General features: G+C 71.8%; 9 protein-coding genes and 1 tRNA gene. 4 read left to right on the plus strand and 6 right to left on the minus strand.

Annotated features, from left to right (window positions below; all coding sequences use genetic code 11):
• Positions 1 to 38 precede the first annotated feature (38 nt).
• Positions 39 to 647, plus strand: coding sequence for a hypothetical protein (locus tag WMF36_RS36375; RefSeq protein ID WP_437575409.1), 609 nt, complete (start codon positions 39 to 41; stop codon positions 645 to 647).
• A gap of 26 nt (positions 648 to 673) precedes the next feature.
• Here the strand turns inward: WMF36_RS36375 and WMF36_RS36380 are convergent, their stop codons facing one another.
• A complete protein-coding gene (locus WMF36_RS36380; protein ID WP_437575410.1) occupies positions 674 to 1,351 on the minus strand; it encodes an RNA ligase family protein in 678 nt (225 codons plus the stop codon).
• A 101-nt stretch (positions 1,352 to 1,452) separates the two neighbouring features.
• Here WMF36_RS36380 and WMF36_RS36385 point away from each other — a divergent pair, with 101 nt between their 5' ends.
• Positions 1,453 to 2,592, plus strand: coding sequence for an AAA family ATPase (locus WMF36_RS36385; protein WP_437575411.1), 1,140 nt, complete (start codon positions 1,453 to 1,455; stop codon positions 2,590 to 2,592).
• 120 nt (positions 2,593 to 2,712) lie between these two features.
• Here WMF36_RS36385 and WMF36_RS36390 read toward each other — a convergent pair whose 3' ends face one another.
• From WMF36_RS36390 to WMF36_RS36410, 5 genes are all read right to left on the minus strand, one after another.
• Positions 2,713 to 3,186 (minus strand): cupin domain-containing protein, encoded by a 474-nt coding sequence (locus tag WMF36_RS36390; protein WP_437575412.1) that lies wholly within the window; start codon positions 3,184 to 3,186, stop codon positions 2,713 to 2,715.
• A gap of 950 nt (positions 3,187 to 4,136) precedes the next feature.
• Positions 4,137 to 4,709, minus strand: a complete 573-nt coding sequence (locus WMF36_RS36395; RefSeq protein ID WP_437575413.1) for an AAA family ATPase — start codon at positions 4,707 to 4,709, stop codon at positions 4,137 to 4,139.
• A 41-nt stretch (positions 4,710 to 4,750) separates the two neighbouring features.
• Positions 4,751 to 7,765: an ATP-binding protein gene (locus tag WMF36_RS36400; protein WP_437575414.1), complete on the minus strand. Its 3,015-nt coding sequence runs from the start codon at positions 7,763 to 7,765 to the stop codon at positions 4,751 to 4,753.
• A gap of 2 nt (positions 7,766 to 7,767) precedes the next feature.
• A complete protein-coding gene (locus WMF36_RS36405; RefSeq protein ID WP_437575416.1) occupies positions 7,768 to 8,523 on the minus strand; it encodes an enoyl-CoA hydratase/isomerase family protein in 756 nt (251 codons plus the stop codon).
• Positions 8,520 to 9,569, minus strand: a complete 1,050-nt coding sequence (locus tag WMF36_RS36410) for a RimK family alpha-L-glutamate ligase (RefSeq protein ID WP_437575417.1) — start codon at positions 9,567 to 9,569, stop codon at positions 8,520 to 8,522. Before WMF36_RS36410 ends, WMF36_RS36405 begins: the two co-directional genes overlap by 4 nt.
• 320 nt (positions 9,570 to 9,889) lie before the next feature.
• On the opposite strand from WMF36_RS36410, the gene WMF36_RS36415 reads away from it, so the two are divergent.
• Together WMF36_RS36415 and WMF36_RS36420 are read left to right on the plus strand one after the other, a co-directional pair.
• Positions 9,890 to 11,059, plus strand: a complete 1,170-nt coding sequence (locus WMF36_RS36415) for an acyl-CoA dehydrogenase family protein (RefSeq protein ID WP_437581999.1) — start codon at positions 9,890 to 9,892, stop codon at positions 11,057 to 11,059.
• A gap of 211 nt (positions 11,060 to 11,270) precedes the next feature.
• Positions 11,271 to 11,343: transfer RNA gene (locus WMF36_RS36420), tRNA-Ala, on the plus strand.
• Positions 11,344 to 11,352: the final 9 nt, after the last annotated feature.

Consider the following 11,352-nt stretch of genomic DNA (forward strand, 5'->3'; position numbering starts at 1 on the left):
AGGCAATCCTCCGGGGCCCCTCGAGCGAGGTCTCCGCCATGAGCCTTTCGACCGTGCTCCGCGCCCTCGGCCGCACCGACGGCGAGGTCCACAGCGTATTCCGCACCGGGTCGCGCGTGTACGGCACCGCGACCTCGACATCCGACGAGGATTTCGTCGCCGTCCTCGCGCGCCGCGACGCGAGGCAGGACCTCGCGTTCTCGCCCGGCATCAACGTCGTCCTGCACGGGCTCGACACCTTCCGCAACGCCGTCGCCGAGCACAGCGTCTTCGCGCTGGAGTGCCTGTTCCTCCCGCCCGAGCACCGGCTCAAGGAGACGAGACCGCCCTTCGCGTTCAAGCTCGACAGGAAGAAGCTCGCCGCGTCGGCCGCGAGCCGCTCCGCGTCCGACTTCAAGAAGGCCGGCGCCCGCTTCGACGAGGAACCCGGGGCCTCGAAGAAGAAGCTCTTCCACGCGCTCCGGGTGCCGCTCTTCGCCGTGCAGATCGCCGAGACCGGCGCCATCCACGACTACGGCGCCGCGAACCCGTACTGGCGCGAGCTCGTCGCGGACGAGCGCCTCGACTGGGAGGACTACCGCAAGACCTACGGCCCGCTCCGCGAGAGGCTCTGCGACCGGCTCGCGGCGCTGGCCTCACGACGGTAGCCGCGCGGCCGGCCCCGGCGCCGTCCTCAGGGCGGCGGCCCTCCCGCCGGATCCGCCGCGAGCTTCTGCGGCCGGATCTCCTGGTGCATCCAGTGCTCGTCCGTCTGCACGTGCCCGCGCCGCACCCACTTGGCGAGGCTGCGCTGGAACATCGCGTCCGGGAACTCGCCCGCGACCCGCACCACCACCCCCTCGCGCTGGCCGCCGAACGCGGAGGGCTCGCGCGCGAGCGCGCTCGTCAGCGCCTCGAGATCGTGCTCGCTCTCGACGATGCCCCGGAACAGGACAGGCACCGTGGGGAGCCCCAGATCCTTCGCCTGGGCCACGACCATATCCCACTCCCAGAAGAGCCCCAGCGCGTCGTCGCGCACGCCGAAGACCAGCGAATACCCCGGCAGCGCGTCGTATTCGATGGAGTGGACCGCATAGCAATACTCGCAGAAGAGCGACATGCCGTCCGAGAGCAGGTGAGCGATGCTCGCGTGCGTGGCCTTCGCGAGGTCGAAGCTCGGGTGAGACGGAGGGCCCGAGTGCGAGCGAGAGAAGACGCTCTTCCGCGTGTATGTGAGGTTGCTCCCGTCGCACTTCTCGGTGATGACGATCTCGACGCCGAGCAGCCCCGACACGTCGGCCATCCTCTTGTCGTCGGACGTGCCGCCGGGCGACCATGGCAGGTGGAACGAGCGCGGGTATTTGGCGGACATGGCGGCGCCAGGGTAGCACCGACCTCCGGGCGCGGACATGCTACGATCCTCGCGCTCTGCGCGCCTGTGTCCGGCGCGCGCTCGCCCCAGGGTGCTTCGTCATGTCGTCCGCGTCCTCGCTCCTCGACCTCCTCACGCCCGATCCGGAGCGTGTCCCCTGGGACGAGCTCCAGGTCTTCGACTGGGTCCGCGCGCTCGAGGGCTGCCCGCAGGACCCGATCCACCACGCCGAGGGCAACGTCTGGATCCACACCCGCATGGTGCTGGAGACGCTCCTCGGGCTGCCCGAGTGGCGGGCGCTGCCGGCGGAGGAGCAGCGCGTCGTGTACCTCGCCTGCCTGCTCCACGACGTGGCGAAGCCGGCGACCACCCGGGAGCAGGACGGGAGGATCACGGCCAAGGGCCACTCGCGCGCGGGCGAGCTGCTCGCGCGCCGCCTGCTCTGGGAGCTCGACGCGCCGTTCGCGCTGCGCGAGCAGGTGTGCGCGCTCGTGCGCTACCACCAGATCCCCTTCTATCTCATCGAGCGGGACGACGCGCAGCGCGTCGCCGCCGAGATCAGCCTCCACGCGCGCTGCGACCTGCTCGCGCTCGTGGCCGAGGCCGACATCCGCGGGCGCGTCTGCGCGGACATGGGCCGCGTGGTCGACAGCATCGAGCTCTTCCGCGAGCTCTGCCGCGACGAGGGGTGTTACCGGGCGCCGCGCTCCTTCGCGTCGGATCACACGCGCGTCGTGTACTTCCGCTCCGACCTCACCGGCGGGCGCCACCCGGACGTGGAGGTCTACGACGACACGCGCGCCGAGGTCGTGGTGATGAGCGGGCTCCCGGGCGCCGGGAAGGACACCTATGTCCGCAACCACCTCGCCGACTGGCCGGTCGTCTCCATGGATGCGCTGCGGAGCGAGCTCGAGATCGATCCGACCGAACCGCAAGGACAGGTGGTCCAGGCGGCGCGCGAGCGGGCGAAGGAGCACCTCCGGCGCGGCGAGCGGTTCGTGTGGAACGCGACGAACCTCTCGCGACAGCGGCGCGGGCCCGTGCTGCAGATGGCGGCGGACTACGGGGCGAGGGTCCGTGTGGTCTACGTGGAGGTGCCGGCGGCGGTGCTGTTCGCGCAGAACCGCGCGCGGGAGGCGGCGGTGCCGGAGGCGGCGATCCGCCGGATGATCGAGCGGTGGGAGATACCGGCGAAGACCGAGGCGCACGAGGTCGTGCTGGCGGTGCGCGGAGAGGACTGAGGGGGCGCGAGGTCGCGAGGGGCGTGCCCGATCCCGAGCTACCCGGCCACGAGCGCCTGACGGCGCCATTTCCAGAAACACCAGAGACACCCAACCAGATCGCTGGTTACGCGACGACCACTAATACAGCGCCCCGTCTTTGTGCTGAAACTGCCACTTGCCGTCAGCCCCCATGACTGCCTTCAGATCATCGTCTGGGTACGACCCAGAGTCGCCCGGCAGACGATCTCCGACCTCCAGATACACAACATCCTCCGTTGACAGGTTCACCAGATGATGCCCGTCGGGGTCTCCCCCCGTGAACCCCATGCACATGCCGGGGTGGAGCGCTGTTTCTCCGGCATTGGTAACGAGCGTTGGATGACCCGAAAGAATGTAGATGAACTCATCTTGGACCGAATGCCAGTGACGCAGAGCTGACATTGCGCCAGGCTTCAACGTAGTGCGATTCACGCCAAAGTTCCTAAGCCCGAACACATCACCAAGGGCCTGCTTCTGCCGGCCGGCGACGCGTGAGGCAAACGGCTCCGGGTAATTGGATGGCTTGGCTCGGGGCGGAACATCCGAAGCGATCACGGGACCTGGTTTAATCATGTACTTTCTCCTTCCTTGCGTACCTGCCGTTCTGCCGCGGCGCGCAGCGCCGCCGGCAGCAGCGGCAGGTTGGGCGGTAGGTTCATCTCGTTGTTTCAGGTCGCCTCAGGTCGGTGTCATCCCGATTCGACTTTCCGATGTTGCACTTCTTGCCGAACCATCCGATCCCACCCTCGTTCCCCTCCTGCGCGTCGTAGGGAGGTAGCGTAGCCGACGGCCAACCCGACGTGTCAAGCGTTCGGTACGAGGCGTTCAGGCGACTCGATCGGCGCAACGATGCGACGCGTTGCTGGAGGCGGCGGCGTTGCCCCGGAGGTGGCGACGTCAGCAGACGGCCGATGCCCCCTCCGCAATACCCGGTGCCACCGCTCACGTTGACGATCAGGCGTCGCGGTACTTGCTCAACAAGGTTTTCCCCTCGGTCGACCCCGGTTATCTACTGGCGCAGAACCGCGCGCGAAGCGGCGGTGCGCGAAGCGGCGCTCCGCCGGATGCCGGAGGGCCGAGCGCCGGGAGATCCCGCGAAGACCGCGGCGCACGAGGTCGTGCCCGCCGCGCGTCGACTCCTCACGTCGCCCGGACTCCTGCCGGAGGCGCTGGGTAGAGCTGAGAGCTGCCGTGACGAGACGTGTCCCTCCGTCCAGCTGGCACCGGCCGGCGCGCGCCGCCTGGTCCGGCCGGCTGCGCCACCGCGCGGCGCAGGGTACGCTGCGCTTGGAGCCGCGTATGCCCTTCCAGAGCGAGAACTCTCCCGTCCCGATTCGCCCGCCCGGCGAGGACGAGCTCCCGTACGACGATGGAGAGCCGATGGAGTCCGAGCGCCACCGCGCACAGATGGACATGCTCATCGAGGTGCTGAAGCTCTTCTGGCACGACTGTGACGAGCGGCGAACCCCGATCTTCGCTGACGGCGCCCCCAGCCCCGCCGGCTGTCGAGCCCGCCCGCCCCGCTACGCGCTGTACGCACCGTTCACCCGCGCATCCCCAAGGCGCCCGAGGATCTCGTCCACGGTCTCCTCGACCGTGAGATCCGAGGTGTCCAGCCAGAGACCCAGCCGCGGTGTCTCCGCACGCAATACGCGGTCGAAATCGAGGATCGCCGAGGTGTCCTGATAGCCGCTCTTCGCTCGACCCGCCTCGCGCGCCGCGACCACGGCCGGACGCGGGCAGAGGACCACGACGTGCAGAGGGCGATGCGCGTAGCACCGCACCACCTCCGCGAGCCCAGATCCGAGGACGATGTCCTGGTGCACGACGGTGAACCCGGCCTGGAAATAGAGGTCGGCCGTCGCCGCCGCGATACGGTACCGGAGCCGCAGCTGCCGCTCGGCCTCCCCGGAGAGCTCGAAGCCCATCTCGGCGCGGCCATTGACGATCATGCGGCGAAACACGTCGCCCCGGAGATGCACGCTCCTCGGCAGCCGCTCGGCCAGCCGCTGGGCCACGGTCGACTTTCCGGCAGCCATGAGCCCCGTGATCAGGAACATCGACGGAGGGTCCGGCAGGCTCACGTGCGTGGTCATGAGGGTCGATCCTCCTCGGCGCCCCGGAGCGCGCCGCTCCTCTACCTCCGCCCGAACCCCGGCACCAGCATCGCCGCCCACCGCGCCGGGCTCTTGATCCGCTCCCGCGCCATCACCGCGTCCGCCTCGAGGAGCCGCTGCAGCCCCTTCTCGCCGCCGAAGAGCTCGCCCGACTGACGCCGCGCCGCCGCCGCGTAGAGCGGCATGTCCGCCGCGTCGAACCCGGCCGCCGCCGCCTCCAGCTGCAGGATCGCCTCCTCCCGCTCGCCGCGCAGCTCCGCCGCGCCCGCGCGGAGGAGCGGCACGAACGGGTCGGACCACGCCATCCGCTCCCGGGTAAGCGCGGCGGCGTCCCGCAGCGCCGCCTGGATCAGCGGCTCGGGATCGGTCGCCCCCTCGGCGGCAGCGAGCGCCGTGCTCGCGCGCTCCACGTGGGCCATCACCCGGCTGTTCTGCATCATCAGCAGCATCGAGCCCTCGATCGCCGGCCACGCCTCCGCGAGCCGCTTCATCGCGGCGCCGGCGCGGCCGGCGTACCGGTCGACGTAGGTCTCGCCGAGCAGCCCCACGAAATGCTCGAGGTGGAACCCCGACGTCGTCCACCTCGACAGCGCCCCCAGGACCGCGCCGCGCGCGCCCGCCACGTCGTCCGACGCGAGCGCCACCCACACCGCCTGCACGCTGAAGATCGCCGCCGCATAGCGATCGCCCCGCTGCTCGGCCCCCCGGAGCACGGCCGGCATCGTCCGCGCGAGCGCGTCGATCTGCCCGCGGTAGTACCGCATCCACGACGTCATCACCTGCGTCGTCACGAGCTCCCAGGCGGCGCCGGTGCAGCGGTCGCGCAGCAGCTCGTCGGCCCGCTCGTACCACGTGAACGCCGCCTTCCAGCGGCCCGCCGTGAACGCCTCGAGCATGCCCGACACCATCATCGACAGGCCGAGGAGGTGCGGGCTGTCGAGCCGCTCCGCGAGCGCGCGCACCGCGGCGACGAGCTCCTCCGCGCGCGCCCGGCCCGGCGCCCCCATCATGCACGCCGACGAGGCCTCGAACGCGAGCGCACGGCCGACGCGGTACGGCTCGCCGGCGCGCAGCGCGAGCAGGAGGGCGCGCGCCGAGAACTCGGCGGAGCGCACCATGTCGACGGCCGACAGACCCACCGTCACCGTCCAGCAGGCGTCGATGCGCGCGAGCTCCTCCGGACGCACCTCCGCCTCGGATCGCTCGCGGAACCGGAGGCCCCGCAGGCGCAGCTCCGCCCGGTGCAGGAGCAACGCCACGAGCGCGCGCCGCGGCGTCTCCGGGAACGACAGGCCGACCGCCCTCAGCACGGCGCGGACGAGATCGAGCCCCTCGTCGATGTGCCCGCTCCGCAGGTACTGCTCCGCGGCGCGGCGGCGGAGCTCGAGCGACCGCGCGCTGTCCGCCCCCTCCGCCGCGGCCGCGTAGCGCCTCGCCGCCTCGGCGCCCTGGCCCGCGTTGACCAGCGCGTCGGCGCACCGCACCCCGAGCGCGCGCGCCTCCGCCTCCGGGAGATCCGCCTCGCGTGAGAGCAGGCCGAGCGCGAGCTCGTAGAGCCGCGCCGCGCGCTCGAACGCGAGCGCCTCGGCCGCCTGCTCGGCCGCGAGCGCCGCGAGCCGCCCCGCCCGCGCTGCGTCGCCCGCGCCGAGCCAGTGCCGCGACAGCGTCTCGGCGTCCGCCGTCCCGAGCGCCTCGATCGCCCGCCCGAGCCTCCGGTGCCGCGCCGCGAGCTGCTCCGGACCGAGCCGGCCGACCACGGACGCGCGCACGAGGTCGTGCGACGCCTCGACGAGCTCCCCCTCGCCGGCGCGCCGCGCGACGATGAGGTCCTCGGTGAGCAGCAGCGTCATCGCCGGCGCGCGCTCCTCGTCGTCGAGCTTCGCCGCGCGCGCCGCGACCGCAGCGTCGATCGGCTCGCCGGCGACGGCGATCACCTCGATCAGCCGGAGCGCCTGCTCCGGCAGGCGGTAGAGCCGCGCCTTGAGCGCCCGGTCCAGCGCGGCGTCGCCCTGCGCGCCGGCCTCGCCCGCCGGCGCATGCGCGTCGCGGGCGAGCTCGCCGAGCAGCCGCGGGTTGCCGCCGGACGCGCGGGCGACGGCGTCCGCCCGCGCACGGGTGCCCTCGTCGCGCGCGAAGAGGAGCGCGAGCGCGAGCTCCTCGGCCTCGAGCGGCAAGAGCGGGCCGACCTCGATCTCGCGCAGCTCGCCGTCCCGGCGCAGCGGCTCGACCCGCTCCCGACCGCCGGGGGCGACCTCGACCTCCCCGGCGGCGGGGCGCGCGGGCCCCATCCCGTCGAGCAGCGCGCGGAGCGGCGCGCTCGTGGCCACGTCGTCGGTCCGGTAGCTGCCGAGGAACATCATCGCGGGCGCGTCGGGCGGCCGCGTGAGCTCGAGCAGGAGCGCCACGCTGTCGGCGTCGCAGAACTGGAGGTCCTCGATCGCCACGACGAGCGGGCTGCGCTCGGCGATGCGCCAGAGCAGCTGCCGGAGCGCCGCGAAGGTGCGCTGCCGCAGCTCCTGCGCGTCGGGCGACTCGCTCACGCGCGGCGCGGACGCGACGGCGGGCACGCGCGAGAGCGCCGGGAACACCCGGACGAGCGCGCGGACGTCGCGCGGCAGGAGGCGCGCCACCTCCTCGGCGGAGACGCGCCGGAGGAACCGGCTCAGCGACTCCATGACGCCCCCGAACGCCTTGTAGGACTCGGTCGCCCCGAGGGCGCAGCGCCCCCGCAGGACGACCGGCCCCTTGTCGCGGCGGAGCCCCATCAGGAAGTGGTGGATGAGCGCGCTCTTGCCCATGCCCGCGCCGCCGCGAACGAGCACGGAGATGGGCCGCTCCATGAAGAGCGACGCGGCGGCGCGCTGCAGGGCGCGCAGGTGCGGGCGGCGGCCGATGAAGTGCTCGATCGTCGGCGGTACGAGCGGGTGCAGCGCGCTCTCCGGCGCCGGCTCGGCCCCGCTTGGCGCAGGCTCGGCGCTCGTCGTCGGCTCGGCGCCGCCCGGGTCCTCCGCTCCGCCCCCCCCGCCCTGCGCCACGGTCACTTCTTGCTCAGGAACGCATCCATCGCCTGGCGGTGCTCCGGGCCGTTCCACTGCTCGGCGAACGCCCGCCGCTCGACATCGACGGCGGAGGCGCGCAGCGCCTCGCGCACCTGGCACAGCGCCCGCTTCATCGCCGCGACCGAGGCGCGCGGGCTCCTGGCGATGCGGTTCACCTGCGCGATCGCACGGCTGCGCGCCGTGCCGGTCGCGACGACGTCGCTCACGAGGCCGATCCGGAGCGCCTCGGCGGCGCTGATCTTCTCCGCCGTCAGCAGCAGCCGCGACGCCTCCAGCGGCCCCACCCGCTCGCAGAGCCGCGTCAACCCGCCCCAGGCCGGCGACAGGCCCATCTTGACGTGGCGGAACGAGAGCGCGGCGTGCTCCTCGACGAGGACGAAGTCGCAGAGCAGGAGCAGCTCGCAGCCGCCGCCCAGCACGTCGCCCTGCACCGCGGCGATGATCGGCACCTCGCTCTCCTCGAACGCCGCGAGGCCCTCGAACATCGCGAGGATCTCGCCGCCTTCCGCGCCGCCCGCGGCGAGCGCGGAGAGCTCGCGGATGTCGCCGCCCGCCACGAAGACGTCGCTGCTCGTCGCGGCGATCACGATGCCGCGCACGCGCGGGTCCGAGCCGGCGAGGCGGACCGCCTCGCCGAGGCGCCTCGCGAAGGCGCTGTCGATGGCGTTCCTGCGCTCGGGGCGATCGATGGTGAGGACGACCGCATCGCCGGCCGCCTCGACCCCGAGGGTCACGAGACGGCCCTCCGCGCGCCCCTCCCGTTCGTGAGCACCGGGGGCTTCCTGCGGCTCGCGCCCGCCCCGTTCTCCACCGCGCGGCTGAACCGCCGCGGCACCGGCATGCGCTCGTCGTGGATCACGTCGGCGATCCGCGCCTCGAGCGTGCGGCGGCTGAGGCCGCGCTGCTCCTCGGCGTACCGCTCGGCGTAGCTGATGATCGCGCCCGCGACGTCGACGCCGCTCGCGCGCTCGACCCCCTCCAGCCCGGGCGAGCTGTTGATCTCGAGGATCTTGGGCCCGGAGCGCGCCTCGAGCATGTCGACGCCGGCGACCTCGAGGCCCATCGCCTTCGCGGCGCGGATCGCGACGCTCCGGTAGGAGCGCGGCAGCTTCACCCGGTCGCCCTTGCCGCCGCGGTGGAGGTTCGAGCGGAACTCGCCCGGCTTGGCGACCCGCCGCATCGACGCGACCACGCGGCCGCCGACGACGATGACGCGGATGTCGCGCCCCTTCGACTCGCGCACGTACTCCTGGAGCACGATGTCCTGGCCCATGGCCCAGAACGTCTCGAGCAGCGCGTGCACGGCGTGGGGCGTCTCGGCGAGCATGGTGCCGATGCCCTGGGTCCCCTGCTGGAGCTTCACGATCGCGGGGCAGCCGCCGACGAGCGAGAGCGCCGCCTCGACGCCGGCCGGGTTCCTGGCGCAGACGGTGGTCGGCACGTTGAGCTTGCGGCGCGTGAGCAGCTGGAGCGCGCGCAGCTTGTCCCGGCTCCTCGCGATCGAGACGGCGCCGTTCAGGACCGGGACGCCCATGAGATCGAACTGCCGGACGACGGCGAGGCCGTAGTTCGTGATGCTCGCGCCGATGCGCGGGATCACGATGTCGAAGCGGGGCACCGCCGAACCACCGACGAGCAGCGACGGGCGACCGCTCGACACCACGATCTGGAAATCGAGCGGATCGATGACGCTGACGTCGTGACCGCGCGCGCGCCCCGCGAGCACGATCCGGCTCGTCGAATAGAGGGACGCGTTGCGCGACAGGACGAGGAATCGCATGTGGCCCGGAGGCTAGCAGAGCCCGCAGACTGCGTGGATGGGTGCGCGAGACGATTCATTTTTCGCTCTTCGTCGTTCAGCGCGTTCAGCGCGTTCAGCGCGTTCAGCGCGGTTCTTCGAACGCCCCCACCGCCCGCGCTGCCTGCCGCGCGTCGCGCACCGCGCCATCGGCCCTCATTTTCCATGCGGCCCCTTGCAGCTCCGTTCGATTTCGATGCGGCGGACCGGACACGGGCGGAAGCGCGGGGAAGAGCGGCGCTTGCGCTGGAAAATGTTTCGTGTACGAATTATTTCAGTCCGCCGGCGAGGAGGGGTTCGCGATGTGGCAGCCGTTCACGGAGGAACATCAGCAGTTCAGGAAGACGGTGCGGGCCTTCGCAGAGAAGGAGCTCGCTCCCCACGTGGAGGAGTGGGAGGCGTCGGAGTGCTTCCCCAGCTGGGTGTTCAAGCGCGCCGGCGAGCTCGGGATCCTCGGCGCGCACTTCCCGGAGGAGCACGGCGGCGCCGGGCTCGACTACTGGTTCTCGGCGGCGAAGGCCGAGGAGCTCGTGCGCTGCACGATGGCGGGGGTCTCGATGGGGCTGCTCGTGCAGAGCGACATGGCGACGCCGGTGATCAGCGACATCGGCACGAAGGAGCAGATCGACGAGTTCCTCAGGCCGGCGCTCGCGGGCGACAAGATCGCCGCGCTCGGCGTCTCGGAGCCGGCGGCCGGCAGCGACGTGGCCGGGATCCGGACGACCGCGCGCAAGGACGGCGACGACTACGTGCTGAACGGGCAGAAGACGTTCATCACGAACGGGACGCGCGCCGACTTCGTGACGCTGCTCGCCAAGACGTCGCCGGACAAGGGGGCCCACGGCTGCTCGTTCTTCCTCGTGCCGACGGCGCTGCCCGGCTTCAGCGTCGCGAAGAAGCTGAAGAAGATCGGCAACAAGTCCTCGGACACGGCGGAGCTCTTCCTGGAGGACGTGCGGGTGCCGCGGCGCTACCTGCTCGGCGAGCCGGACCAGGGCTTCGCGTACCTGATGCAGAACTTCCAGACCGAGCGGCTCGTCGCCGCGGTGGGCGCGATCGCGAGCTCGTTCATGACGCTCGACAACACGGTCGAGTACGGGCGCGAGCGGGTGGCGTTCGGCAAGCCGATCATCAAGCGCGAGTCGTGGCAGCACAAGTTCGTGGACCTGTACACGCGCTGCGAGGCGGGGCGCGCGTTCGCCTACAAGTGCGTCGACCACTACAACGACGAGCGGTACGTGCGGAAGGTGCCGATCAGCTTCGACACGGTGAAGCTCATCTCGATGGCGAAGATCCTGGCCGGCGACGTGGCGAACGACGTCGTGGACACCTGCCTGCAGTTCCACGGCGGCTGGGGCTACATCGAGGACTTCCCGATCGCGCGCGCCTGGCGCGATCAGCGGCTCCTGCGCATCGGCGGCGGGACGACCGAGACGATGAAGTACTACCTGGCGAAGCTGATGAACTTCTGAGGGCCGCCCGCCCGAAGCGGCCGCGCCCGCCGGCGAGGCGCGCAGCACCGCCGACGGGCGCGGCACGGCCCGCGGCCCGCGGCACCGCCGACGGGCGCCTCCACCGCGCGAACGGCGCAAACGGACGCTCACGGACGTAAAAAACGCGCCGGTCGAAAAAAAATAGAGACAAGCCGAGCGAGAGGCTGTACATCTGCCGCTCCCAACGACCGGGGCTGTAGCTCAGCTGGGAGAGCGCATGACTGGCAGTCATGAGGTCAGGGGTTCGATCCCCCTCAGCTCCACCGATAGGA

This window comes from Sorangium sp. So ce887 (assembly GCF_051521455.1).
Taxonomy (GTDB): Bacteria; Myxococcota_A; Polyangia; order Polyangiales; family Polyangiaceae; genus Sorangium.

Excerpts from the sequence above, each read along its gene's own strand:
- WMF36_RS36375 (WP_437575409.1), top strand. The coding sequence starts at position 39 with ATGAGCCTTTCGACCGTGCTCCGCGCCCTCGGCCGCACCGACGGCGAG.
- WMF36_RS36380 (WP_437575410.1), bottom strand. The coding sequence starts at position 1,351 with ATGTCCGCCAAATACCCGCGCTCGTTCCACCTGCCATGGTCGCCCGGC.
- WMF36_RS36385 (WP_437575411.1), top strand. The coding sequence starts at position 1,453 with ATGTCGTCCGCGTCCTCGCTCCTCGACCTCCTCACGCCCGATCCGGAG.
- WMF36_RS36390 (WP_437575412.1), bottom strand. The coding sequence starts at position 3,186 with ATGATTAAACCAGGTCCCGTGATCGCTTCGGATGTTCCGCCCCGAGCC.
- WMF36_RS36395 (WP_437575413.1), bottom strand. The coding sequence starts at position 4,709 with ATGACCACGCACGTGAGCCTGCCGGACCCTCCGTCGATGTTCCTGATC.
- WMF36_RS36410 (WP_437575417.1), bottom strand. The coding sequence starts at position 9,569 with ATGCGATTCCTCGTCCTGTCGCGCAACGCGTCCCTCTATTCGACGAGC.
- WMF36_RS36415 (WP_437581999.1), top strand. The coding sequence starts at position 9,890 with ATGTGGCAGCCGTTCACGGAGGAACATCAGCAGTTCAGGAAGACGGTG.